The organism is Demequina lignilytica, from assembly GCF_030418305.1.
Classification (GTDB): domain Bacteria; phylum Actinomycetota; class Actinomycetes; order Actinomycetales; family Demequinaceae; genus Demequina; species Demequina lignilytica.
Window position 1 is genome coordinate 157600 of the sequence record NZ_JAUHPX010000001.1, and the last position, 25243, is coordinate 182842.

General features: G+C 70.2%; 26 protein-coding genes. All 26 read right to left on the bottom strand.

Annotated elements, in window-relative coordinates; all coding sequences use genetic code 11:
* Positions 1–27 precede the first annotated feature (27 nt).
* Positions 28–1194, bottom strand: coding sequence for a methionine adenosyltransferase (gene metK / locus QQX10_RS00730; protein WP_301144270.1), 1167 nt, complete (start codon positions 1192–1194; stop codon positions 28–30).
* A gap of 238 nt (positions 1195–1432) precedes the next feature.
* Positions 1433–2674, bottom strand: coding sequence for a bifunctional phosphopantothenoylcysteine decarboxylase/phosphopantothenate--cysteine ligase CoaBC (coaBC, locus tag QQX10_RS00735; protein ID WP_301144271.1), 1242 nt, complete (start codon positions 2672–2674; stop codon positions 1433–1435).
* 7 nt (positions 2675–2681) lie between these two features.
* The gene (rpoZ, locus tag QQX10_RS00740; protein WP_301144272.1) at positions 2682–2951 is read right to left on the bottom strand and encodes a DNA-directed RNA polymerase subunit omega; all 270 of its coding nucleotides are present in this window, start codon (positions 2949–2951) and stop codon (positions 2682–2684) included.
* Positions 2952–2988: 37 nt separating this feature from the next.
* Complete coding sequence (gene gmk / locus QQX10_RS00745) at positions 2989–3543, bottom strand: guanylate kinase (protein ID WP_301144273.1); 555 nt, start codon at positions 3541–3543, stop codon at positions 2989–2991.
* A complete protein-coding gene (gene mihF / locus QQX10_RS00750; protein WP_301144274.1) occupies positions 3540–3854 on the bottom strand; it encodes an integration host factor, actinobacterial type in 315 nt (104 codons plus the stop codon). The genes gmk and mihF overlap by 4 nt, the downstream gene beginning before the upstream one ends.
* Before the next feature lie 40 nt (positions 3855–3894).
* On the bottom strand, positions 3895–4734 hold the full coding sequence (gene pyrF, locus QQX10_RS00755; protein ID WP_301144275.1) for an orotidine-5'-phosphate decarboxylase: 840 nt from the start codon (positions 4732–4734) through the stop codon (positions 3895–3897).
* Positions 4735–4854: 120 nt separating this feature from the next.
* Positions 4855–8151 (bottom strand): carbamoyl-phosphate synthase large subunit, encoded by a 3297-nt coding sequence (gene carB / locus QQX10_RS00760; RefSeq protein ID WP_301144276.1) that lies wholly within the window; start codon positions 8149–8151, stop codon positions 4855–4857.
* A 2-nt stretch (positions 8152–8153) separates the two neighbouring features.
* Positions 8154–9269, bottom strand: a complete 1116-nt coding sequence (gene carA, locus QQX10_RS00765; RefSeq protein WP_301144277.1) for a glutamine-hydrolyzing carbamoyl-phosphate synthase small subunit — start codon at positions 9267–9269, stop codon at positions 8154–8156.
* Positions 9266–10582, bottom strand: coding sequence for a dihydroorotase (locus tag QQX10_RS00770; RefSeq protein ID WP_301144278.1), 1317 nt, complete (start codon positions 10580–10582; stop codon positions 9266–9268). Before QQX10_RS00770 ends, carA begins: the two co-directional genes overlap by 4 nt.
* Positions 10579–11538 carry an aspartate carbamoyltransferase catalytic subunit gene (locus QQX10_RS00775; RefSeq protein ID WP_301144279.1) on the bottom strand — a complete coding sequence of 320 codons (960 nt, stop codon included), beginning with the start codon at positions 11536–11538 and terminating at the stop codon, positions 10579–10581. The genes QQX10_RS00770 and QQX10_RS00775 overlap by 4 nt, the downstream gene beginning before the upstream one ends.
* Positions 11539–11540: 2 nt before the next feature.
* A complete protein-coding gene (pyrR, locus tag QQX10_RS00780; RefSeq protein WP_301144509.1) occupies positions 11541–12068 on the bottom strand; it encodes a bifunctional pyr operon transcriptional regulator/uracil phosphoribosyltransferase PyrR in 528 nt (175 codons plus the stop codon).
* A 110-nt stretch (positions 12069–12178) separates the two neighbouring features.
* Entirely contained in the window at positions 12179–13633 is a 1455-nt protein-coding gene (locus QQX10_RS00785; RefSeq protein ID WP_301144280.1) for an HNH endonuclease, read from the bottom strand.
* Positions 13634–13750: 117 nt separating this feature from the next.
* The gene (nusB, locus tag QQX10_RS00790; RefSeq protein WP_301144282.1) at positions 13751–14173 is read right to left on the bottom strand and encodes a transcription antitermination factor NusB; all 423 of its coding nucleotides are present in this window, start codon (positions 14171–14173) and stop codon (positions 13751–13753) included.
* Positions 14173–14736, bottom strand: coding sequence for an elongation factor P (gene efp, locus QQX10_RS00795; RefSeq protein ID WP_301144283.1), 564 nt, complete (start codon positions 14734–14736; stop codon positions 14173–14175). Before efp ends, nusB begins: the two co-directional genes overlap by 1 nt.
* Before the next feature lie 45 nt (positions 14737–14781).
* On the bottom strand, positions 14782–15222 hold the full coding sequence (gene aroQ, locus QQX10_RS00800) for a type II 3-dehydroquinate dehydratase (RefSeq protein WP_301144284.1): 441 nt from the start codon (positions 15220–15222) through the stop codon (positions 14782–14784).
* 33 nt (positions 15223–15255) lie between these two features.
* Complete coding sequence (gene aroB, locus QQX10_RS00805) at positions 15256–16362, bottom strand: 3-dehydroquinate synthase (protein ID WP_301144285.1); 1107 nt, start codon at positions 16360–16362, stop codon at positions 15256–15258.
* 11 nt (positions 16363–16373) lie between these two features.
* The gene (locus tag QQX10_RS00810; RefSeq protein WP_301144286.1) at positions 16374–16901 is read right to left on the bottom strand and encodes a shikimate kinase; all 528 of its coding nucleotides are present in this window, start codon (positions 16899–16901) and stop codon (positions 16374–16376) included.
* Positions 16901–18085: a chorismate synthase gene (gene aroC / locus QQX10_RS00815; RefSeq protein ID WP_301144287.1), complete on the bottom strand. Its 1185-nt coding sequence runs from the start codon at positions 18083–18085 to the stop codon at positions 16901–16903. Before aroC ends, QQX10_RS00810 begins: the two co-directional genes overlap by 1 nt.
* A gap of 104 nt (positions 18086–18189) precedes the next feature.
* Complete coding sequence (locus QQX10_RS00820) at positions 18190–19056, bottom strand: hypothetical protein (RefSeq protein WP_301144288.1); 867 nt, start codon at positions 19054–19056, stop codon at positions 18190–18192.
* Position 19057: 1 nt separating this feature from the next.
* Positions 19058–19855 carry a PilN family protein gene (locus QQX10_RS00825; protein ID WP_301144289.1) on the bottom strand — a complete coding sequence of 266 codons (798 nt, stop codon included), beginning with the start codon at positions 19853–19855 and terminating at the stop codon, positions 19058–19060.
* Positions 19852–20910, bottom strand: a complete 1059-nt coding sequence (gene pilM, locus QQX10_RS00830) for a type IV pilus assembly protein PilM (RefSeq protein WP_301144290.1) — start codon at positions 20908–20910, stop codon at positions 19852–19854. Before pilM ends, QQX10_RS00825 begins: the two co-directional genes overlap by 4 nt.
* 61 nt (positions 20911–20971) lie before the next feature.
* Positions 20972–21754: a prepilin peptidase gene (locus tag QQX10_RS00835; RefSeq protein WP_301144291.1), complete on the bottom strand. Its 783-nt coding sequence runs from the start codon at positions 21752–21754 to the stop codon at positions 20972–20974.
* 10 nt (positions 21755–21764) lie between these two features.
* The gene (locus QQX10_RS00840) at positions 21765–23552 is read right to left on the bottom strand and encodes a hypothetical protein (protein WP_301144292.1); all 1788 of its coding nucleotides are present in this window, start codon (positions 23550–23552) and stop codon (positions 21765–21767) included.
* 85 nt (positions 23553–23637) lie between these two features.
* The gene (locus QQX10_RS00845) at positions 23638–24243 is read right to left on the bottom strand and encodes a PulJ/GspJ family protein (RefSeq protein ID WP_301144293.1); all 606 of its coding nucleotides are present in this window, start codon (positions 24241–24243) and stop codon (positions 23638–23640) included.
* Complete coding sequence (locus QQX10_RS00850; RefSeq protein ID WP_301144294.1) at positions 24240–24668, bottom strand: type IV pilus modification PilV family protein; 429 nt, start codon at positions 24666–24668, stop codon at positions 24240–24242. The genes QQX10_RS00845 and QQX10_RS00850 overlap by 4 nt, the downstream gene beginning before the upstream one ends.
* An 82-nt stretch (positions 24669–24750) precedes the next feature.
* Positions 24751–25194, bottom strand: a complete 444-nt coding sequence (locus QQX10_RS00855) for a prepilin-type N-terminal cleavage/methylation domain-containing protein (protein ID WP_301144295.1) — start codon at positions 25192–25194, stop codon at positions 24751–24753.
* Between the last annotated feature and the right edge of the window lie 49 nt (positions 25195–25243).

Below are 25243 nucleotides of genomic sequence, written 5' to 3' on the forward strand. Positions count from 1 at the left end.
GCGCGACAGTGCGGGGCGGGGAGGCGGCTATACGACGCTCCGGAGCGCGTCGACGCGGTCGAGCCGCTCCCACGTGAACTCCGGCAGCTCGCGCCCGAAGTGGCCGTACGCGGCGGTGGCCCGGTAGATCGGGCGCCTCAGGTCGAGCGCCTCGATGATCGCGCCGGGACGCAGGTCGAACACCTCGCGGATCGCGGCGACGATGCGGTCCTCGGGGACCGTCGACGTGCCGAACGTCTCGACGTAGAGGCCCACGGGGTGCGCGGTGCCGATCGCGTAGGCGACCTGGACCTCGCAGCGGTCGGCGAGGCCCGCGGCGACCACGTTCTTGGCCACCCAGCGCATGGCGTACGCCGCGCTGCGGTCCACCTTCGACGGGTCCTTGCCGGAGAACGCCCCGCCACCGTGGCGTGCCATGCCGCCGTACGTGTCGACGATGATCTTGCGGCCGGTCAGACCGGCGTCGCCCTTGGGGCCGCCGATCTCGAAGCGGCCGGTCGGGTTGATGAGGGACCGATGCGCAGAGGCGTCGAGCTCGTAGCCCGCCAGCACGGGGCCGATCACGACCTCCTCGATGGCCGCTCGCAGGTCGGCGGTGGCGATGCGCTCCTCGTGCTGGGTGGACAGCACCACGGTGTCGACGGACACGGCACGGTCGCCGTCGTAGCCGATGGTGACCTGCGCCTTGCCGTCGGGGCGCAGGCCGTCGACCTCGCCGCTGCGGCGCACCTGCGCGAGGCGCTGGGTCAGGGCGTGCGCGAGGTGGATCGGGACGGGCATCAGCTCGGGGGTGTCGCGGCAGGCGTAGCCGAACATCAGGCCCTGGTCGCCGGCGCCGAGCTCGTCGTTCTCGGAGTCCGTCGCGTGGCCGACGCCCATCCAGATGTCGGGCGACTGCTCGCCGATCGACACGGACACGCCGCAGGAGTCGCCGTCGAAGCCGACCCGCGAGGACGTGTAGCCGATGTCGTTCACCACGCCGCGGATGGTCCCCGGGATGTCGACGTACGCCTCGGTGCTGACCTCGCCGGCCACGTGCACCAGTCCCGTGGTGACCATGGTCTCGACCGCGACGCGCGAGCCCGGGTCCTGCCGGAGCATCTCGTCCAGGATCGCGTCCGAGACCTGGTCGCAGATCTTGTCGGGGTGCCCCTCGGTCACCGACTCGGACGTGAACAGGCGCAGGGAGCTCATGCCGGTCAGCATAGTGGCGGGGCCTGACGCGCTCCCGTCCTCCCCTGCTCGCCTCCTCCCCTCTCGCACCCCTCTCTCCCCCCCGGACACTGCGCACGGAGCTGGGCGGGACACGCGGAGCCTGGACCCCTGATCGGGCGCGACACGCCGCAGACCCGGGACTCGTTCCGTGCGGAGTGTCCCGGGGCGCGGGAGCTCGGCAGGGCGGCAGCGCGGCGGCGCGCCGCGTCAGCCGAGGTCAGGCGCGGACGGCGACGATCGCGTCGAGGACCGCGTGCGCGACCGCGAGCTTGGTGCCGGCGGCCGTGCCGCGCACCTCTCCCCCGGCGTCCAGCATCGTCACCTCGTTGGGGACGTCGCCGAAGCCCCGACCGGCGCCGACCGGGTTGAACACCAGCAGGTCGGCGCCCTTGCGCCGCGCCTTGGCCTGCGCGTGCTCGAGGGCGGACGCCGCATCGTCCCCCGTCTCGGCCGCGAAGCCCACGACCGTGCGGCCGGGGGTGCCCTCCTCGACCAGCGAGCGCAGGATGTCCTCGGTCTCGACCAGGGTGAGCGTGAGGGAGCCCGTGCCGTCCTTCTTGATCTTGCTCGCGGACGCCTCCGCGGGCCGGAAGTCGGCGACGGCGGCGGCCATGATCACCACGTCGGCACCGGCGGCCGCGCCGCGCACCGCCTCCGCGAGCTCCGCGGAGGTCTCGACGTCGACGCGGGCGACGCCCTCCGACAGCGGCAGCGACACGTTCGCCGCGACCACCGTGACGAGCGCGCCGCGCTCGCGGGCCGCCTCGGCCAGCGCGAAGCCCTGGTGCCCCGAGGACCGGTTGCCGAGGTAGCGCACGGCGTCGAGCGGCTCGCGCGTGCCACCGGCGGAGATGACGATCCGGACGCCGGTCAGGTCGCCCCAGCCGCCGCCGGGCTCGCGGTCGACGGGCCGCATGCGCCCGGCGCCGACCGCGCCGTCCGCGACGGCGTACAGTTCCGCGACGATCGCCTCGGGCTCCGGCAGGCGGCCGGGTCCCGAGTCGGGCCCGGTGAGGCGCCCCACCGCGGGGTCGAGCACGTGGATCCCGCGCGCGCGCAGGGTCGCGACGTTGGCCTGCGTCGAGGGCTTCTCCCACATCTCCGTGTGCATCGCCGGGGCGAGCATCACCGGGGCGCGGGTCGCGAGGAGCGCGTTGCCCAGCAGGTCCCGCGCCTCGCCGTGGGCGACCTGCGCGATAAAGTCGGCGGTCGCCGGGGCGACCAGCACCACGTCGGCCTGCTGGCCGAGCCGCACGTGCTCGACCGCGGGGACGTTGTCGAACGTCTCGGAGGTGGCGGGCTGGCCCGACAGCGCCTCCCAGGTGGCGCGCCCGACGAACTCGAGCGCGGCCCGCGTGGGGACCACCCGAACCGTGTGGCCGTCCTCCTTGAGCCGCCTGAGGACGATCGCGACCTTGTAGGCCGCCACGCCCCCGGTGACGCCCAGGAGGACGCGCACGTCGGTCCTACTCGGCGGCGGAGTCGCCGAGGACGAGCAGGTCGCCCTCGCCCAGCTCGCGCAGCGCGACCGAGAGCGGCTTGTCCGTCGAGTCGGCCTCGACGAGCGGGCCGACGTTCTCGAAGTGACCCTCGCCGAGGGCCTCGTAGTACGAGTTGATCTGACGCGCACGCTTCGAGGCGTAGATCACCAGGGCGTACTTCGACTCGACCTGCGTGAGCAGCTTGTCGATCGGCGGGTTGGTGATGCCCTCGGGGTTGGCGATGGTTCCGGCCACGTTCACTCCTTATACGTACGCAAAGACTCGCAGTAGTCTACCCGCTCGCGCGCACCACGCCGAGGAGCTCGGTCGCGGCGCGCTCGACGGTGTCGTTCACGATGGTCTGGTCGAACTCGCTCTCGGCGGCCAGCTCGACGCGGGCGGTGGCGAGACGACGCTCGCGCTCCTCCTCGGACTCGGTGCCGCGACCGACCAGGCGGTCGACCAGCTCCTCCCACGACGGGGGCGCGAGGAACACGAAGTGGGCCTCCGGCATCGTCTCCTTGACCTGGCGCGCACCCTGGAGGTCGATCTCCAGGAGCACGCTCTGGCCGTGGGCGAGCCGCTCGTCGACGGGGCCCCGGAGGGTCCCGTAGCGGTTGACCCCGTGCACCACGGCCCACTCGAGGAACTCCCCCGCTTCCACGCGGCGGTCGAAGTCCTCCGGGGAGATGAAGTGGTAGTGGACGCCGTCGATCTCGCCCGGGCGCGGATCGCGCGTCGTGGCCGAGACCGAGATGTAGACGTCGGGATCGAGATCCCGCAGGGCGCGTACGACCGTCCCCTTGCCGACCGCCGTCGGGCCGGCAAGGACGACGAGTCGACTCATCGGCGCTCGCGTTCGAGCAGGGCGTCGACCTGGTGCTGCCCCAGTCCGCGGATGCGGCGGGCCAGCGAGATCCCGATCTCCTCCATCACGATCTGGGCGCGCTTGGGCCCGATCCCGGGGAGGCACTGCAGCAGGTCCTTGACGCGGATGCCGGCGAGGGCGTCGTCCGCCTTCGCCTTGCGGATGGCCTCACCGAGGCTCATCTCCCCACGCGCGAGCTCCTCCTTGAACACGCGACGCGCGGACCGGACCGCGGTGGCCTTCACGAGCGCGGCGGCGCGCTGCTCGTCGGTCAGTTCCGGAGTGGCCATGGCCTCTCCCTTCCTTGCTCGACCCGGCTGAGGGGGACCCTCAGCGCAGGATGCTGGCGGCTGCGGCGGACGCGTCCAGGACGGCCGTCCGCAACCTCTCGACGTCGGGGCCCGCGGACAGCACGCCCCTCGACTGATTGACGAGCACGCGAGCCTTCGCGTTCCCGAAGACCAGGGACAACTCCGCTGGTCCGGCCCCCTGCGCGCCCACGCCGGGCGACAGGAGCGGACCGTTGACCCGGTCGAGATCGATGCCCAGGCGGTGCACGGCGTCGCCGACGGTGGCGCCCACAACGAGCCCGATGTCACCCATGGGCTCGGCTCCGCTGTTGATCGCGGCCGCCTCGTCGGCGACCACGGCCGCGACGGCTCTGCCGTCCGGCGCGATGGCGTGCTGGACCGATGCGCCCTCGGGGTTCGAGGTGAGGGCGAGCACGAAGACGCCCTTGCCATGCTCGGCGGCAAGGTCGAGGGCGGGCTTCAGGGATCCGAAGCCCAGGTACGGGGAGACGGTCACGGAGTCCGCCTCGAGGGGCGCGCCGGGCACCAGGTAGGACTCGGCGTAGCCCTGCATGGTCGAGCCGATGTCGCCGCGCTTGGCGTCGAGGACCGTGAGGAGCCCGAGCTCCCGCGACCGGCCCAGCACGTGCTCGAGCACGGCGACGCCCGCGGATCCGTGACGCTCGTAGAACGCGGCGTTCGGCTTCACCGCCGCGCAGCCGCCGGCGGCGGCGTCGAGGACGGCGTCCGAGAAGGCGCGCAGGCCGTCGGCGGTGTCGGGCAGGCCCCACGCCGCCAGGAGACCCGCGTGGGGGTCGATGCCGACGCACAGGGGACCGTGCCGGTCCATCGCTGCCGCGAGCTGGGCGCCGAACGCCATCTGGAACCTCCCTGACGCGGCCCGGGGCCGCTCATCACTCACTCTACCTGCGAATTTGAACATGCGCAGGGGACGCGCCACGCGGGTGCGAACCCGCCCGGCGCGTCCCCGGGTGCCGCATCAGCCGGCGGCGGCGTCCTGCAGGCTGAGGACGTCGAAGGGGCCGGCCTGCAGCGCCTCGATGGCGAGCACCGCCGCCGAGAGCTGCTGCGTGGTGGTGACCATCGCGATGTCGGCGGCGGTCGCCGCGGCGCGGATCTCGTAGCCGTCGGCGCGCGCGCCCTGGCCCGAGGGCGTGTTGACGATCAGGTCGACGCCACCCTCGTGGATGAGGTCGACGATGGTCGGCTCGCCATGGGGGCCACGGCCCTCCGAGTTCTTCCGGACCACGGTCGAGGGGATGCCCATGCGCTGGAGAACCTGCGCGGTGCCGGCGGTCGCGAGGATCTCGAAGCCGAGCTGGCGCAGGCGCGCCACCGGGAAGGTGATCGAGCGCTTGTCGCGGTCGGAGATCGAGATGAACGCCTTGCCACCCGTGGGAAGCCCGCCGAAGGCGGCGGCCTGCGACTTCGCGAACGCGAGCGGGAAGGTCTCGTCGAAGCCCATCACCTCGCCGGTCGAGCGCATCTCGGGGCCGAGCACGGAGTCGACGGCGATCCCCTCGTGGGTGCGGAACCGCTTGAAGGGCAGCACGGCCTCCTTCACGGCGACGCGCTGGGCCATGTCGACCGTCGCCGCGTCGTGCTCGGGCAGCATGCCGGAGGCGCGCAGCTCGGCGATGGTCGCGCCGGCCATGACCTCCGACGCCGCCTTCGCCAGCGGGATGCCGGTGGCCTTGGCGACGAACGGCACCGTGCGCGACGCGCGCGGGTTGGCCTCGAGGACGTAGAGCACGTCCGACACGAGCGCGTACTGGACGTTCATGAGGCCGCGCACGCCGATGCCCTTCGCGAGGGCCTCGGTGGACACCCGGATGCGCTCGAGCTCCGCCTTCGACAGCGAGAACGGCGGCAGCACGCAGGCGGAGTCGCCGGAGTGGATGCCAGCCTCCTCGATGTGCTCCATGACGCCGCCGAGGAACATCTCCTCGCCGTCGTACAGGGCGTCGACGTCGATCTCGATCGCGTCGTCGAGGAAGCGGTCGACCAGGAGCGGGGCGTCGGTCGCGTGGTCGCCGATCGAGTCCATGCGGGTGCCGTAGTCCTCGAGCTGAGCGCGGTCGTAGACGATCTCCATGCCGCGGCCGCCGAGCACGTACGAGGGGCGCACCAGGACCGGGTAGCCGATGGACTCGGCGATCTCGACGGCCTGGTCGATGCCGTGGGCCGTGCCGTACGCGGGGGCGGGCAGCTCGGCGGCGTCGAGCACGCGGCCGAAGGCCGCGCGGTCCTCGGCGTTGTCGATCGCCTCGGGGCTGGTGCCCAGGATGGGCACGCCCGCGTCGGCGAGGCGCTGCGCGAGGGACAGCGGGGTCTGGCCGCCCAGCTGGACGAACATGCCCTTCACCGGGCCCACGGCCTTCTCCGCCTCGTAGATCGCCATGACGTCCTCGAACGTCAGGGGCTCGAAGTAGAGGCGGTTGGCGGTGTCGTAGTCGGTGGAGACGGTCTCGGGGTTGCAGTTGACCATGATGGTCTCGTAGCGGTCCTTGAGCGTCAGGGCGGCGTGGACGCACGAGTAGTCGAACTCGATGCCCTGCCCGATGCGGTTCGGACCCGAGCCGAGGATGATCACGGCCTCGCGGTCGCGGGGCTGCACCTCGGTCTCGGCGTCGTACGAGCTGTAGTGGTACGGCGTGCGCGCCTCGAACTCGGCGGCGCACGTGTCCACGGTCTTGAACACGGGGGTCACGCCCAGGGCCTTGCGGATCTGGAACACCTCGTTGACCTTGAGGCCGCGGAGGTCCGCGATCTGCTGGTCGGACAGGCCGTGCGACTTGGCCTCGCGCAGCACCTCGGCGTCGAGCGCCGTCGCGGTCGCCACGCGGGTCGCGACCTCGTTCATCAACAGCATCTGGTCGAGGAACCAGGGGTCGATGCGGCAGGCGTCGAAGACGTCCTCGAGGGCGATGGTGCCGGCCTCGACGGCGCGCAGGCACTGCTGCACCTGGATGAAGCGCTTCTCCGTGGGGACCTTGATGGCCTCGATCAGCTCGGCGAGCTCGTCGCCCGCGGGCGCCGGGCCGTCCCAGTGGAAGTTCATGCCCTTCTTGTCGATCGAGCGGAGCGCCTTGCCGAGCGCCTCGGTGAAGGAGCGTCCCAGGGACATGGCCTCGCCCACCGACTTCATGGTGGTCGTGAGCACCGGGTCGGCGGCCGGGAACTTCTCGAACGCGAAGCGGGGCACCTTGACCACGATGTAGTCGAGGGTGGGCTCGAAGCTCGCCGGCGTGGAGCCGGTGATGTCGTTCGGGATCTCGTCGAGCGCGTAGCCGATCGCGAGGCGGGCCGCGATCTTGGCGATCGGGAAGCCGGTCGCCTTCGACGCCAGCGCCGAGGAGCGCGACACGCGCGGGTTCATCTCGATCACGATCAGGCGGCCGGTGTCGGGCTCGACGGCGAACTGCACGTTGCAGCCGCCGGTGTCGACGCCGACCTCGCGGATGATCGCGATGCCGACGTCGCGCATGCGCTGGTACTCGCGGTCCGTCAGGGTCAGCGCGGGTGCGACGGTGACGGAGTCGCCGGTGTGGACGCCCACGGGGTCGACGTTCTCGATCGAGCAGACCACCACGACGTTGTCGTGCTTGTCGCGCATGAGCTCGAGCTCGTACTCCTTCCAGCCCAGGATGGACTCCTCGAGGAGGACCTCCGTGGTCGGCGAGTAGTGCAGCCCGGCGCCTGCGATGCGACGCAGGTCGGCCTCGTCGTACGCGAAGCCCGAGCCCAGGCCGCCCATGGTGAAGGAGGGGCGGACCACCACGGGGTAGTTCAGCTCCTCGGCGGCGGCGAGGCACTCGTCCATGGTGTGGCAGATGACGGACTTCGCGGAGTCGGCGCCGCAGCGCTCGACGACGCCCTTGAACAGCTCGCGGTTCTCGCCCAGGTTGATCGCCTCGAGGTTGGCGCCGATCAGCTCGACGCCGTACTTGTCGAGGATGCCGGCCTCCGCGACCGCGATGGCGGCGTTGAGGGCGGTCTGGCCGCCGAGGGTCGGGAGGAGCGCGTCGGGGCGCTCCTTCTCGATGATCCGCTCGATGCACTCGGTGGTGATGGGCTCGACGTAGGTGGCGTCGGCGAACTCCGGGTCGGTCATGATCGTGGCCGGGTTGGAGTTGATGAGGATCACGCGGACGCCCTCGGACTTGAGGACGCGGCAGGCCTGGGTGCCGGAGTAGTCGAACTCGCAGGCCTGACCGATGACGATCGGCCCGGAGCCGATGACGAGGACGGAGTTGATGTCGTCGCGCTTGGGCATGCTCAGCGCTCACCCTTCATGAGGTCGAGGAAGCGGTCGAAGAGGTACGAGGCGTCGTGCGGACCGGCCGCGGCCTCCGGGTGGTACTGGACGGAGAACGCCGGGATGTCGAGGCATTCGAGGCCCTCGACCACGTCGTCGTTCAGGCACACGTGGCTGACCTTGACGCGGCCGTAGCCGGACGGCGACTGCGAGTCGCCCTCGAGCGGTGCGTCGACGGCGAACCCGTGGTTGTGCGCGGTGATCTCCACCTTGCCGGTGGTGCGGTCCATGACGGGCTGGTTGATGCCGCGGTGGCCGAACTGCAGCTTGTAGGTGCCGTAGCCGAGCGCGCGGCCCAGGATCTGGTTGCCGAAGCAGATGCCGAAGAACGGCACCTTGGCGTCGAGCACCTCGCGCAGGGTGGCGACGGCGCGCTCGGCGGCGGCCGGGTCGCCGGGGCCGTTGGAGAAGAAGACGCCGTCCGGGTTCATCGCCAGGATGGACGATGCGGTGGTCGCCGAGGGCACCACCGTCACCTTGATGCCGCGCTGGGCCATCTGCTCGGGGGTCATCGCCTTGATGCCCAGGTCGACCGCGACCACGTGGGCCTTCTGCTCCCCCACCGGCTCGACCACGTAGGGCTCGGTGACGCTGACCTCGTCCGCGAGGTGGGCGCCCTTCATCTCGGCGGCGCCGCGCACCTTGGAGAGGAGCGCATCGTCCGACGCCAGCGCCTCGCCGGAGAAGATGCCGGCGCGCATCACGCCCGCGGTGCGGAGCACGCGGGTGAGCTGCCGGGTGTCGATGCCGGAGATGCCGACGATCCCCTGGGCGACCAGGTCCTCGTCGAGGCTGCGCTGGGCGCGCCAGTTGGAGGGGCGGCGGGCGGGGTCGCGGACCACATAGCCGGCGACCCAGTACTGGCGGGACTCGTCGTCCTCGTCGTTGACGCCGGTGTTGCCGATGTGGGGCGCCGTCATCACGACGATCTGCTTGTGGTAGCTCGGGTCGGTGAGGGTCTCCTGGTACCCGGTCATGCCGGTGTTGAAGACGATCTCCCCTAGGGTCTCGCCGGTCGCGCCGTACGCGCGACCCTCGAACGTCTGGCCGTCCTCCAGGACGAGCACTGCCCTCATGCGAAGGCTCCTTCCAGCTGCGTGTCGAGATGGGTGGGGACGCCGCGCAGGAACGTGGCCACTGCGCGGCCCGGCAGCTCGATGCCACCGTACGGGGTGTTGCGGGCACGCGACGCCAGCTGGGCGGCGTCCACCGTCCAGGTGGCGTTCGGATCCACCAGCGTGACGTTCGCGGGCTCGCCGGCGGCGAGGGGGCGGCCGTGGCGGTCGTCGACCATGCCGATGCGGGCCGGGGTCTCCGACATCAGGCGGGCCACGTCGCGCCAGGTGGCGGCGCCGGTGTCGACCAGCACCTTCTGGATGACGCCGAGCGCGGTCTCCAGGCCGAGCATGCCGAACGATGCGGCGGCCCACTCGCAGTCCTTGTCCTCGCTGGCGTGCGGCGCGTGGTCGGTGGCGATGATGTCGATGGTGCCGTCGGCCACGGCGGCGCGGAGGGCGTCGACGTCGGACTGGGTGCGCAGCGGCGGGTTGACCTTGAACAGCGGGTCGTAGGTGCGCGCGGACTCGTCGGTCAGCAGCAGGTGGTGCGGCGTGGCCTCGGCGGTGACGTTGATGCCGCGGGCCTTCGCCCAGCGGATGATCTCGACCGAGCCGGCGGTGCTGAGGTGCTGGACGTGCACGCGGGAGCCGACGTGCTCGGCCAGCAGCGCGTCGCGGGCGACGATCGACTCCTCCGCCACGGCGGGCCAGCCCGCGAGGCCGAGCTCGGCGCTGACGACGCCTTCGTGCATCTGGGAGCCCTCGGTCAGGCGCAGGTCCTGGGCGTGCTGGACCACGGCGCCGTCGAAAGCCTTCACGTACTCGAGCGCGCGGCGCATGATGACGGGGTCGTAGACGCAGACGCCGTCGTCGGAGAAGAGGCGGACCCGCGCCTTCGAGTTGGCCATGGCGCCCATCTCGGAGAGGTGCTCGCCCTTGAGGCCCACGGTGACGGCGCCCACCGGGAACACGTCCACGAGGCCGATCTCCTGACCACGGCTGTAGACCTGCTCGACCACGCCGGCGGTGTCAGCGACGGGGTTGGTGTTGGCCATCGCGTGGACGGCGGTCCAGCCGCCGCGGGCGGCGGCGCGCGAACCGGTCTCGATGGTCTCGGCGTCCTCACGGCCGGGCTCGCGCAGGTGGGTGTGAAGGTCCACCAGGCCCGGGAGGGCCACGAGACCCTCCGCCTCGATGACCACCGCATCGTCCGGCGTCGCGATCGAGGCGGCGTCCTGGGCGACCGTGGTGATGACGCCGTCCTCGATCAGGAGGGTGGCGGGGGTGTCGCCGTACAGCGACGCGTTCTTGATGACGATGGGGCGGCTCACTGCGCGCCCTCCTCTCCGGCAAGCAGCAGGTACAGGGCGGCCATGCGGACGGCGACGCCGTTCGCGACCTGCTCCACGATCACGGAGCGGGGCGAGTCTGCGGCCTCGGCCGAGATCTCGAGGCCCCGGTTCATGGGGCCGGGGTGCATGACGATGGCGTGGTCGGGCAGGCGGTTCATGCGGTCGGCGTCGAGGCCGTAGATGCGGGAGTACTCCGCGGGGCTGGGGAAGAAGGCGTCTCCCCCGCCGCTCATCCGCTCGCGCTGGACGCGCAGCATCATGAGCGCGTCGATGTCGTACGTCTCGATCGCCTGGTCGAGGGTGTGGACCACGGTGCAGGGCCAGGGCTCGATGCCGACGGGGACCAGCGTGGGCGGGGCCACCAGGACCACGTGCGCACCCAGGGTGTTCAGCAGGTGCACGTTCGAGCGGGCGACACGGCTGTGGAGCACGTCGCCGACGATCGCGACCGTGAGCCCGTCGAGGCCCTGGCCGGTCGGGTCGGCGACCAGATGGCGGCGCGCGGTGAAGGCATCGAGCAGGGCCTGGGTGGGGTGCTGGTGGGTGCCGTCGCCGGCGTTGAGGACGCTGCCGTGCAGCCAGCCGCCGTGGGCGAGCTGGTAGGCGGCGCCGGAGGCCCAGTGGCGGACCACCACGGCGTCGGCGCCCATCGCCTGCAGCGTGAGGGCGGTGTCCTTGAGGGACTCGCCCTTGGACACGGAGCTGCCCTTGGCGGAGAAGTTGATGACGTCCGCGCTGAGGCGCTTGGCGGCGGCCTCGAAGGAGATGCGGGTGCGGGTCGAGTCCTCGAAGAACAGGTTGACCACGGTCTTGCCGCGCAGCGTCGGGAGCTTGCGGACCTCGCGCTCCTGCGTGGCGGCCATCTGGGCGGCGGTGTCGAGCAGGAGGATCGCGTCCTCGCGGCTCAGGTCGGTGGTGCCGAGGAGGTGTCGCACGGTCACGCCCCCTTGGTCAGCAGGACGGCGTCCTCGCCGTCGAGCTCCTCGAGGTGCACGTTGACGCGCTCCGAGCGGGCGGTGGGGATGTTCTTGCCCACGAAGTCGGCGCGGATCGGCAGCTCGCGGTGGCCGCGGTCCACCAGGGCGGCGAGCTGGACGGCCCGCGGGCGGCCGATGTCGCGGATCGCGTCGAGCGCGGCGCGGATGGTGCGGCCGGTGTGGAAGACGTCGTCGACCAGGACCACCACCGCATCGTCGATCCCGGCATCCGGCACCGAGGTGGTGCCGATGGTCCGGGTGGGGTTCTTGAAGAGGTCGTCCCGGTACATGGTGATGTCGAGGGCGCCGCAGGCGGTCTCGGCGTCGAAGCCGGGATCGATGTCCGCGATGCGGGCGGCGAGACGATGCGCGAGCGGAAGGCCGCGCGTGGGGATCCCCATGAGGACCACGTCGGCGGCGCCGTCGTTGCGCTCCACGATCTCGTGGGCGATGCGTGTCAGGGCGCGGGAGATGTCCGCCGCCCCCATGATGGTGCCAGTCACCTGGCGACCTCCTTCCCCGCCTCTCTGGACGGTCCTTAAAGGATGTCTGGGTTGCGTGGACAGCCTACCCGACGCGGCCTGGTCGCACCGCTCGTTCACGCCACGGCCGCCAGTGCTGCCGCGACATCCTCGTCGCTCATGGTCGAGGCATGTCTCCCCCCGGGCCGCGGCCGCCGTGCCGGGTCGACGTCGGCGGGCGGGATGAACCAGGGTCTGCCGTCGACCATCCGGATCTGCCACCCGTCTCGATGGATCCAGGTGTGGCATCCGACGCAGAGCATGATCCCGTTGTCCAGGTCCGTCCGACCACCGTTGCGCCAGTAGGTGAGATGGTGCGCGTCGCAGAAGTCGGGAGGTGCCTGACACCAGGCGCATCCGCCGTCCCTCTCGATCAGCGCCCGGCGCTGCGGCCGGGTGAAGAGTCGCTCGGCCGAGCCGTGGTCGAGGATCTCGGACCGCCCGCCCAGGACCGTCGGGATCGCGCAGGCATCAGCGGCCTCTCGACGCAGGACGGCGGCAGGGATCGGGCGGGAGATCCCGTCCACGGTGCCGTGTCCCGTCGCGCGCTGCAGCTGCTCGAGGGTCATGCGGATGTTGACGGTGGTCTTGATCCCGTCGTGCGGCGCGCGGCAGGACGTGGCATGGCGGCCGAGCCACCCGAGCGCGTCGGCGCGCATCTGCTCGGGGGTGCGGTCGTCGACGCCACGGTCGTCCTGGTTCCGCCTCATCGCGCCCTTGACATAGCCGCGCATCGACGCCAGTAGCGGCGCGGCGGTGAGCGGGTCGAGCAGGGCGTGGACCTGCACCATGCCGTCGCGATCCTCCCGCACGGTGACGAACCGGCGACGCCGCAGCTCCTCGTAGTCCCGCTCGGCTTCAGGCGGGGGCGTGAGGTCCGCCTCGAGCCGGGCGATCAGGCTCCGCACGGACCGCAGCGGCAGGCCTGCGCACTTGTCGACCGTCGCCCGCTCGACCGCGGCGAGGGGGAGCTTGCCGAGGCGCGTCTCGCGAAGCCCGGGATCGACCTGGAGTCCCGACGCCTCGCGGGCGTCGGGATGCCGCAGCAGCAACGAACGGATCAGCGCGCCGGCGTCGGGACCCACACGGCGGCCGCGAACGGCCTGCGCAAGGTAGGGGAAGGTCGGGCCGGTCGCCTTCTGCTTGGACGTGGCCTGTTCCTGTCCTTCATTCTGGGCGCCCGCATCGTCCGGCTTCCCGCCGTGCTGCTCCCCCGCATCGTCCCCTTCCTGAGCGCCGAGCAGGACCTCGCCCATGTCCTCGAGGCGCTGCGCCTCGGCGACCGTGCCGCCGATCTTGGCGGCGGTCATCTGTGCGCTGGTCTGGAAGCCGCGCCGACGTGCAGCCCCGGAACGTGCGGCCGAACGCTTCTTCACATGGCATGCGAGGAGCGCGAGGATCACGTCGACCTCGCGTCGGTGATCGACCATCCGCTCCATGAACGCCTCGATCTCGGGATCCGTCAGGCCATCGGCGGACTCGGCCCGGGCGCGGAGCTGCGCGAGGGTCTCGGTGCCGGTGGTCGGTGCCATGAGACCAGTCAACCGGAGGGGTCTGACATCGAAACGGACAAATCAGAGACCGTCCACAGGGAGAATGAAGGGGCCCGTGCCGATCGGCACGGACCCCTCCCCTACGTTTGTGCGGCGCTACTCCCCCGACTTCAGCGCCGGCGCCTCGCGCGCCACCGTGCCGAGCACGCCGTTGATGAAGGACGGCGAGTCGTCGGTGGACAGGTCCGCGGCGAGCTTCACGGCCTCGTCGATCGCGGTGCCGATGCCGACCTCATCGTTGCAGAGGATCTCCCACGCGCCGATGCGCAGCAGCGCGCGGTCGACGGCGGGCATGCGCGGCAGCGTCCACTCGGGCGAGGCCTGCTGGATGATCGAGTTGAGCTCGACCCACCAGTGCACGACGCCGCGGACGATCTCCTCGGAGTACGGCGGCAGCGGGGTCTCACGGCCCGAGTCGCGCAGGCGATCCTCGAGCACCGCGAGGACGTTCGAGCCCTTCTGGTCGGCCTCGAAGAGGATGTCGAGCGCGCGCTTGCGCGCCTTGGTGCGAGCGGCCACTAGTCGTTGACGCGCGACTGGTACTCGCCGGTCGAGGTGTTGACCTTGACCTTGGTGCCGACCTCGAGGAACAGCGGGACCTGGATCTCCTTGCCGGTCTCGAGCGTGGCGGGCTTGGTGCCGCCCGACGAGCGGTCGCCCTGCAGACCCGGCTCGGTGTAGGTGACCTCGAGGACCACGGAGCCCGGGAGCTCGAGGAAGATCGGGTTGCCGTTGTTCGAGCCGATCACCGCGGACTCGTTCTCGAGCAGGTAGTCGGTCGCGTCGCCCATGACCGCCTCGGAGACCGGGATCTGGTCGAAGGTCTGCGGGTCCATGAAGATGTACGACGTGCCGTCGAAGTACAGGTACTGCATGTCGCGACGGTCGACGGTCTCGAACTCGACCTTGGCGCCGGCGTTGTAGGTCTTGTCGACCACCTTGCCCGTGAGCACGTTCTTCAGCTTGGTGCGGACGAAGGCGCCGCCCTTGCCGGGCTTCACGTGCTGGAACTCGATGACGGACCAGAGGTTGCCGTCGATGTTGAGCACGGAGCCGTTCTTGATGTCGTTAGAAGTCGCCACAGGGGTGTCCTTACAGAAGTTTCTGGGATTAGTCCGCAGACGATTCTAGCCGACGCGCCGCGCGACGGCCTCGAGGGCGAGCCGGTACGAGTCGATCCCGAAGCCCGCGATGGTGCCCGACGCCACGCCTGAGATCACGCTGGTGTGGCGGAAGGTCTCACGGGCGTGCGGGTTGGTGAGGTGCACCTCGACCAGGCTCAGCCCGGCGGAGCTCACCAGCGCGCAGGCGTCGCGCAGGGCGTACGAGTAGTGGGTGAAGGCGGCCGGGTTGAGGATCACGTGGGTGCCCGAATCGACGCTCTCGTGCATCCAGTGGACCAGGTCCGCCTCGTCGTCGGACTGGCGGACCTCGACGTCGAGCCCGAGGTCGGCTCCCCACTGGGTGACCAGCACCGCGAGCTCGTCGTGCGTGGTGGTGCCGTACTTCTCCGGCTCGCGCGTGCCGAGGCGGCGGAGGTTGGGACCGTTGACGACCAGGACGTTCATGCCGTCAGAGTAGCGGGACGATGCTCGACGACCTCAGGCCGACACGGCCGCGTAGGCACCCTGCAGGATGGCGGGGTCCGGGCCCTCGAGACGGACCGGGTTCTGCAGCCCGTTGAGGATGACGAAGCGCAGCAGGTCGCCCCGCGTCTTCTTGTCACGGCGCATGGCCGTGAGCAGCGCGTCCCAGCGATGCCCGGGGTAGGTGGTCGGGAGCCCTAGCCCGGCGAGGATCGTGCGGTGGCGGTCCACCTCCTCCTCGGTCAGCTTGCCGGCGAGGTGGGCCAGCTCGGCGACGAACACCATCCCGACGGACACCGCTGCGCCGTGACGCCACTGGTACCGCTCGGTGTACTCGATCGCGTGGGCGAACGTGTGGCCGTAGTTGAGGATCTCCCGAAGGTAGGACTCCTTGAGGTCCGCCGACACGACGTCGGCCTTGACCTGGATCGCGCGGGTGATGAGCTCGACCAGGACGGCGCGCGTCGCATCGTCCAGGCTGCCCTCGCGGCCCTCGCCCCGCAGCATCGTCAGGTTCTCCCCGACGATCGTCAGAATCTCCGGATCGCGGATGAAGCCGCACTTGACCACCTCGGCGAGGCCGGCGACCAGGTCGTGCCGCGGCAACGTGTCGAGCGCGCGCACGTCGCACCAGACGCTGAGCGGCTCGTGGAACGCGCCGACCAGGTTCTTGCCCTCGGCCGTGTTGATCCCGGTCTTGCCGCCGACCGCCGCGTCGACCATCGCCAGCAGCGTGGTGGGGACCTGGATGACTCCCACCCCGCGCAGCCAGGTCGCCGCCACGAACCCGGCGAGGTCGGTCACCGCTCCCCCGCCGAAGCCGATCACGACGTCGCTGCGCGTGAAGTCGGACTTGCCGAGCACGCCCCAGCAGAACGCCAGCACCTCCGCCGACTTGCCCTCCTCGGCATCGGGCACCTCGGCGATCACCACAGTCAGCCCGCGGGAGTCGAGCAGCGCCTTGAGGTTGTCGACGTGGCGGCGAAGCGGCGCCGCGGTGACCACCAGCACGCGCATCGCGGACTCGGGCACGGCGCTCGCGACGTCCTGCAGCAGGTTCTCGCCGACGGTGACGTCGTACGGTGCGGACGTCGCGACGTGGACGATGCGGGGGGAGGTCATGCGGGCTCCGTTCAGTCGGCCTGGCAGTCGATCGCGTCGGCGATCTCGCGCGCGACCTGGGCCGGGGTGAGCTTGTCGGTGAGGACGGTGACGGTGGCGAGGCGCTCGTAGATGGGGCGTCGCGCCTCCATCAGGTCCATCCACTGACGACGCGGGTTGCCCACCAGGAGCGGGCGAGCGTTGTTCAAGCCGACGCGTGGGGCTGCCGCGCTGAGGGTGACGTCGAGGAAGGCCACCGCTCCCCCGTGGGCTGCGTACGCCTCGAGAAGCGCCTGCGTCGCATCGTCCAGGATCGCTCCCCCGCCGAGGCTCAGGACCCCGTCGTGCTCGGCCAGCGCGGTCGCGACAGCCTCACGCTCGAGCGTGCGGAAGGCCTGCTCACCGTCGTCGACGAAGATCTCGGAGATCTCCTTGCCCGCGGTCGCCTCGACGTCTGCGTCCGTGTCGCGGCGCTCGACGTCCCACAGGCGCGCCAGGGCCTTGGCGACCGTCGACTTGCCCGAGCCGGGCGGGCCGACCAGGACCGCGCGGGGCGCCATCAGCGGAGGTGCTCCGGGATGGAGGCGACGTAGGACTCGATGTTGCGGCGGACCTCCTGCACCGAGTCGCCACCGAACTTCTCGAGCAGCGAGTCGGCAAGGGTCAGCGCCACCATCGCCTGCGCGACCACGGCCGCCGGCGCGACCGCGCACACGTCGGAGCGCTGATGGATCGCCTTCGCGGCCTCGCCGGTCGCGGTGTCGATCGTGTCGAGAGCGCGGGGAACGGTGCTGATGGGCTTCATCGCGGCGCGGACGCGGAGCGGCTCGCCGTTGGTCATGCCGCCCTCGACGCCTCCCGCACGGTTGGTGCGGCGCTGGACACCGTCCTCGCCGTACTCGATCTCGTCGTGGGCCTGCGAACCCCGGCGCGCCGCGGTGCGGAAGCCGTCGCCGACCTCGACACCCTTGATGGCCTGGATGCCCATGATCGCGGCCGCGAGGCGCGCGTCGAGACGGCGGTCCCAGTGCACGTGGCTGCCGAGCCCGACCGGGACGCCGTAGGCCACCACCTCGACCACACCGCCAAGGGTGTCGCCCGCCTTCTGGCAGTCGTCGATCTCGGCGAGCATCGCGGCCGAGGTCTCGGCGTGGAAGCAGCGGATCGGGTCCTCGTCGAGCTCAGGGGTGGCATCGGCCGGGGGCAGCGGCGCGTCCTCGGGGACGACGATCGGGCCCACCTGCACGGTGTGCGCGACCAGCCGGATGCCGGCGGCCTGCTCGAGGAAGTTCTCGGCGACCTGTCCCAGCGCAACCCGCGCCGCGGTCTCGCGGGCGGACGCGCGCTCCAACACCGGCCGCGCATCGTCGAAGTGGTACTTGGTCATGCCCACCAGGTCAGCGTGGCCCGGGCGGGGACGCGTGAGCGCGGCGCCGCGGGCGCCGCCGAGCTCCTCGGGGTCGACCGGGTCGGCAGACATGACGGTCTCCCACTTGGGCCACTCCGTATTGCCGACCATGACGGCCACGGGGCCGCCCTGGCTGAGGCCGTGACGGACGCCGCCGAGGATGGTGACCTGGTCCTGCTCGAACTTCATGCGCGCACCGCGGCCGGCGCCGAGCCGGCGGCGTGCGAGCGCGGCCTGGATCTCGGCGCTGGTGATCTCGACGCCGGACGGAAGGCCCTCGAGCGTGCCGACCAGGGCCGGGCCGTGCGATTCTCCTGCGGTGAGCCATCTGAGCATGGTCGACATTCTTCCACGGGTGGGACGGGCGTCCGGATGATGAGACGGGCCGAGCCCCCGTCCCGGGTGGGACGGGGGCTCGACGCTCGCTGGACTGGCGGGGGTCAGCCGTTCGGCTGAGTGTCGCCGCCGTCGATCTCGATGAAGCCCTCACCGTTCGGCGACACCGTCTCGAGCTCGCCCTCGTCGACGGGGAACACCTCGGCATCGAGGACGAAGAGGTCGCCGGTGATCGTCGTGATCACATCACCGTCCTCGGCGTCCTCCACACCGGTGATGGACGAGGCATCGCCCTGTCGCGCCTCCTGCGTGACCTCGTGCACCTGGAAGAGCTGGTCGCCCGGGGCCGACATCGCCTCGAAGAACGCGAACGTCTCCTGGGGGCTGCCGGTGACGACCACCGTGACCGCGACGCGCGCCAGCGTGCCATCGATCAGACTCTCTCCTGCGAAGGGCGAGACCACGGGGCTCCAGCCGCCGGTCGCCGCATCTGTGGTCGCAGCCTCCGCGGTCGTGGCCGGCGCGGGCTGCGTCCCAGCGCCCGCGATAGACACGGGCCCGGTCTGGAAGAGCGACGCCACCTGGTTGGAGGTCAGCGCACTCGCCTCGATCACCCAGCCTTCCACGAGCCTCGAGGTATCCATCTCGTACGAGATGATATTGAGACCCGAGTCGTCGATCCCGTCCCACAGCCGAGTCCGGAACGCATCGCGATCCAATCGCGAGGGTGCGTTCGCAGCGATCTGATCAGGAACATCGGACTCCTCCGCGAGGAGCGCCGCGTACTGGTCGATCTTCGCCGAAGCCAGACTCACCTGCTCGGTGTTCGCGCGGACCTGGTCGGCCGTCGACGCCAGGTCGCCGGCCTTCGACAGCTGCGGGCTGATCGCGAGGAACCACCCCAGCAGCCCGATCACGATCACGGCGAGCGCGGTGAGCGCGACGACCGGTGCGTATCGAGAGTTGAGCATCTCAGTTCTCCTCTCCGGCCGACGGCGATGCCGTAGGCTCCGCGGACGGGCTCGGCGTGGCGCTCGGCGCCGTCAACGGGGATTCCTCATCGGTGTCCTGCGCCTCGACCACGGTCACGGCGTCGACTCCAGCGAAGCCGTCTTCGGGCACCAGGCGTAGCGTCAGCCACTTGGCCGTGATCGATCCCGTGCCCGACACCTCCCAGTAGTCGACGCCGCCCTCCGTCGCGAACGCCTCGGTGACACCACGCACGTCCGCGATGCCGGGGATAGCCTCAAGCCTCCTAAGCAGGGCGGACGCGGACGCCTGCGATTCGGCACGCGCCTCGAACTCGAACGTTCCGACGGCGCCGCCGTACAGATCGTCTCGGGGCCCGGCACCCAGCGTGTCAGCCGTAGGACCGTGGACCAGGATCGAGTCGAAGCTGGCGGTGTCAGAGCGCGTCGCTTGGATCTGCGCGGTCAGCTGCGCGTAGTCGATCTCGCCGAAGCCGATCTGCGCCAACGTGTACTCCTCGCGCTCCCGCTGCAAAGCGTCCGTGTACACCTGCGCCTTGCCGTCGCGTTCCGCGATCGCCGCCTCCTGGTCGCGGCTGGCGTTGTCGAGGTCCAGCTGCGCGACGCCGCGCGCAGCGAGCGCGAGGAGGAACGCGACCACGACCGCACCGACCGCGATGAGCACCACGATGACGGCCGTGGTCCGTACCGCGCGCATCTTCTTGCGCTCGGCGATGTCCGCGGGGATGAGGTTCACTCCCGCGAGCACCGAGGCTCCGTACTTCTGTGCGGTGGGGTTCACTTCGCGCTCCTCATCGCCAGGCCCAGCACCGTCGCGAGCTCGAACTCGCGACCCTGGACAGTCCTGAGATCCGCCTTCTTGCCCAGCTTCAGGCCCGCGAGCGGTTCCGCGATGACGACGGGAAGCCGCGTTGCACTGGCGAGCGCCTGGCCGAGTCCACGCATGTGCGCCCCGCCGCCGGAGAGAACGATGCGCTCCGCACCGCCCCCGGGGTTCGACGAGGCGAAGTAGACCATCGTGTTCCGCACGGCCTCGACCAGCGAGCTCATGACGTGAGCCGACGCCTCAGCGATCGGACGGCGGTCCGGACCGACGCTCATGTCCATCCCGATCTCACGCTTGAGGGCCTCCGCGTCGAGCGCGGAACCCTTGACGATGTTCGCCACGCCCTTGGTGGCGTCGCTGCCGCCCTGCGGCAACGCGCGGATCAGACGCGGCGCTCCTGCCTGCGAGATGACCACCGTGGTGGTGTCGGCGCCGATGTCCACGAGCGCGACGTTGCCGTCCATCAGCGGGCCACGGCATCCGGAACGCCACAGACCGAGCGCCGAGTGGTCGACGGCCGTCACGTGAGCCCCGCCCTTCTCGACGATGGCGAGCGCGTCGCGCACGACCTCACGGGGCGCCGCCACCAGGAGGCCGCGAAGCGTCGCTCCCGCCGCTGCCTCGATCTCCATGGTCGGGTAGAAGTCGAGAATGGCCTCGTCCGCCGGCATCGGGAGCTGATCCTGGACGTGGAAGGCAAGCGACTGTCGGAGCTTGTCCATCGGCTGCGCGGGGATGTCGACCTCGCGCACCACGATGCTCGAGAGGCCGACGCCGACCGTGACGTTCTTGGTCGACGTCTTCACTGACGACAGGACGCCTTGGATGATCTGCGAGAGCGCGGCGGGTTCCTGAGCGACGCCGTCGCGGATGATGCCGCTCGGTACGGCGGCCTCCGCGTACGCGTGGAGCGTGGCGCCGTCACGACCATCCGGGCCCGAGCCGAGCTCGACCTCCGCCACCCGCACGGTCGATGCTCCGACATCGATCGCTACTGTTCTGGTGCCCACGAGCGTTCCCTCCTCTTCCTCGCGAACCGGATATCGGCATCCAGCACGCGCTTCTCAAGCGTCACAAACCGACCATTTCCAGGTACCACCCGCTGACGGTCGGCCCGACGACGATCCCGGTGACGGCGCCGGCGAACATCCACGGCCCGAACGGGATCGCCACCCCCCGACCGCGGCGGGTCCGCGCCATCGCCACCACGCCCGCAGCCGCGCCCCACAGGAAGGCTGCGAAGCCTCCCACCACCAGCGCCGGCCACCCGATCAGACCCAGGAGCGCACCGATGGACGGCGCAAGCTTGACGTCGCCGAAGCCCATGCCCTTGGGATAGACGATGAACGCGAGCAGGTAGAGCCCACCGAGCGCGGCCGCGCCGATGACCGCGCGCACTGCGCCGGACCACTCGCCCTCCGCCACCGAGAACGCGATGGTCGACGTCGCGACCGCGACCGCGAAGGCGACGGTCAGGGGGTCGGGCAGCCGTCGGTGCTCGAGGTCGATCGCGGTGAGCACGATCCCGAAGTAGACCAGCGCAAGCAGCACGGGGAGCATCCAATCGAGGCCGTTCCACGCCGCGGTCGCGGCGAACGCCACACCAGTCCCGAGCTCCACCAGCGGGTACCTCTTCGAGATCGGGACACCGCAATCCGCACAACGCCCCCGGAGTACGAGCCACCCGATCACCGGCACGTTGTACTGGGCCTTGATGCGTTCACCGCACGCCGGACAAGCGCTCGGCGGAGAAACCACGGAGAGGCCCTCGGGCACGCGATAGATCAGCACGTTGGCGAACGAGCCGAGAAGCAAACCAAGCAGGAACAGGCCTGCGATCCCCAACAGCGTCATGGGCGCCCGGTCACCCGTGCTCGTCGTAGCGCGAGACGATCGTCAGGTTGGCGGCCTGACTGAGGTCCGTGGGATCCTCCACTGCCGAGGGCACATTCACGCGAGACATCTGGAGCTTGAAGGCGCCCGAGCCAGGGAACGCCGCGCCGGCATAGATCTGGCCGACCCACGGGTCGGAGGCATTGTTGACCGACGTCTTGTAGTCGAAGTCGCACGGCGTATACGCGAACACGTTGGCGTCGTGGAACTTGAACGCTCCCACCCGGATGTCGTAGAGCTCGGTCGACGCGGGGCACGCGGGAGCGTTGCCGGACCAGTTCAGCCCATCCTGTGCCGGGGTGATCATGTAGAGGGTCGGCTCGTCACCGGCCGTGCCGGTGATGTCCGACGCGTTCTGGTTGGTGAATCCGGTCCAGGAGACCAGCGCGATGTTCGTCGCAAGCGTGACGTCCGACGTGATGATCTGCACGGGCGCGGAGCAACCATCGAAAACGATCAGCCGTCCGGTGCCGACGCTGATGCCTCCGCTGGAGATGAGCGGGTCGACCTGATCGGCGGTGCAGACACCTGAGTAGCGCTCGATGGTCCAGCCCTGGGCCGCCCACAACTCGAGGTCCTCGTCCTCCATCGTCAGCTTCGGAAGATCCTCGCGCAGGGGCGGTTCGATCGCATCGGGATAGCCAGGGTCGTTGTCGCCGAAATCGAATGCCGGTTCGGCGGGGTCGGGCCATGCGCCGGTCGGAGAAAGCGGTGAGGTGGTGCCGAACACCTTCTTGAGCCCCGTGATCGTGAGGGCGGCGGTGGCGTCGCGACCCACAGTCGTCTTGTTGTTGTTGTCTCCGGTGATCGTGCCGGTGGCCGCGATGGCATCGACGCCGACGCCCGACTGCTTGAAGTCGATCGCGATCTTCGCGTAGATGCTTCCGCCCACGTCGACCTGGTCGAGCCAGACGGAGCCCGCGGAGCTGTAGACGTTGCCGGCCAGGGACTTGCTGCCGCTCAGCAGCACATCCCCATTCGTCAACAGGCTGCCTGTCACCTCGGAGTTGTTGCCCGACAGGGTGACCGCGTATCCGGTCGCGGCCAGCTGGCTGCTCGCCGCCCAGACGTCACCGAGCACGGTCGCGCCGTTGCCGATGTGCACGAAGCCGGACGCCCACATGTCGTTGGCGATGGTGCAGTTGGACCCGAGCGTCACGTCACCCTGCGCCGCGTACACCGTTCCTCCGGCCACCGTGTTGGACGAGCATGTCACGTTGCCGTTCGAGTACACGTGCGCATCCGGCTCGGTGGCTCCGTCGCTCTGCTCGAGCACCGTTCCGGAGACCAGGTTGACCGAGGCGTTGGAGAAGATCGCCTTGTCCAGGCCGATCTGGGGCGGCACGGGGATGAGCTCCCCGACCGCCGTGCGCTCGACGGGACCTTCGGAGCCGGGACCAGCAGGGGTCGACGCGGTCGAGCGCACGGTCACGCGGGAGGTGGCGTCGGTCGACAGAGGGCACACTCCCTCGGCCAGCTCCACTGTGCTGCCCCCGCGGATCACCGTGTACTCCTGCGTGAGCGTCACGTCGTCACCGTTGATCGTCATCGTCGACGGGACCTGGTCGGCGCACGCGTCCCCCATGGATGCGTGCGTCTGCGATGCCAGGATGTTGATGGCCCAGTCGAGACCGGCATCGGCGCTCTGGAACGCCGTCATCTCTTCGCGCGAACGGATGGTGGTGTTCGCGTTCGCCACGGTGACGGCGACCACGACCGCCATGATCACCAGGCCCACCAGCAGGATTCCAAGTGTCATGACCAATGCGACGCCAGAGTCGCCGGAGACCGCGACACGCGTGGGTGTCGCCGACCGATAGCTGTTCCGCTTCATCACAACCGTCCTAGAAGCAATCGAGGATCGCGCTTGATTGGGGACGCAACGAGACCGACTTCTCGAACACGACCGCGGGCCAGTCAGCTGACGTCTCCGCCTCGAGACTCATGGTCACCGTCTCGCCTCGCCCGAGCGCCTGCCCCACGGGCGTGAAGGCCTGGCCCACCGACCCCGGTTCGACGGCGCTTGCCACCACCCTCCAGTCCGCAGCGACAGAGGCGGCCGACGCGGCGTTGGGTGCGGCCAGCGCGGCCTTGGTCTCGACGCCCGACGTCGAGGACCAACGATGCAGCTGACGGTCCGTCTGATCGAGGTAGTAGCCCACGCAGCGCTCCTGGTCGACACCATTGGTTCCCACGACGCGTGTCTGGAGAACGACCAGGTCCCCGCCTTGCGCGGTAATGGCCCACGACGCGCTCCGCATGTCGGTCTCCAGGGCCTTGAACGCCAGCTGCGAGGCGTCGGCAGCCTCGGCGGTGTCCTTGACGTGCTGCTGCTGAACAAGGGTCTGGATCAGGAACGTACCTGCCACCACCATCACGATCGCGAGGATGATGATGTACACGATGAACTCGACCAGCGTGAAGCCTTCGTCGCCGCGCGCCGCTCTCATGACGCGCCCTTCACGTAGATGTTGGTCGTCGTCTCCGCCATCGGCGAGTTGAAGCTGCCATTGGTCGTCGTCGCCCTCATGGTGACGACCACGATCGAGTCGACGGCGGAGTCGCACGTGCCCGTGTAGCTGCCCGTGACGACGATCGGCACGCCGCGGCCGTCGTTGACCGCCGGTCCAGACGTGGTGATCGAGGATGCGAGCGAGGTGCACTTGTCGGTGTCCGTCGAGGCCGCGATGCCTCGCGCCTCCTCCAAGCGCTGCTGCACGAGCTCGTTCGCGGTCGCATAGGTGGCGGCGTTCGCCGTCGCCCGCAGGCCGGCGAGGATCACGGAGAGCATCGAGACCATGATGATGGCCAGCACGATCATGGCGACCATGACCTCGACCAGCCCGAAGCCCTCATCCGACTGATGCCTGTCCATCCCACGCTCCCTCCATCAATCTAGCCAGCCGATCGGTGTTCGCGGGGCCCTACCCGTGGGTAGGGCCCCGCAACCGAGCAAATTACCCGGCAGCCGGAGCGGTCTCGGTGACCGTGCCGTTCTCATCGATGGTGAACACGTTGCCGGTGGGCGAGGTGATCGAGATCGAGATGGTTTCGGCCGCGATCGTCGCGGTGCCCGCGGCGAGCGAGTTGTCGTTCGAGATGCCGACCTCGGCAACGTCGTTACCGTCGACGCTGATGGTCGAGGTGTTCGGGCCGACCGCAGCGGTCCACGCGACGACGAGGCCCGAGGGGTCCTCGGTCATCGCCGACACGACGGCGGTGCGAACGGTGGCGAGGTCCGCCTTGGCCGCGGAGTCCTTGGCCTTGTTCTGCTGGCTCAGGTACAGCGGGATGGCGATCGCGGCGAGGATGCCGATGATGATGATGACGACGAGGAGCTCGACGAGGGTGAAGCCCTTGTCGTCCTTCTCCTCGAGCTGCTTGCGGATGCGAGCGAGCATGGTGAATCTCCTTTGAATTTGCTATCTCTATGGGTTGATGTGAGCTGAA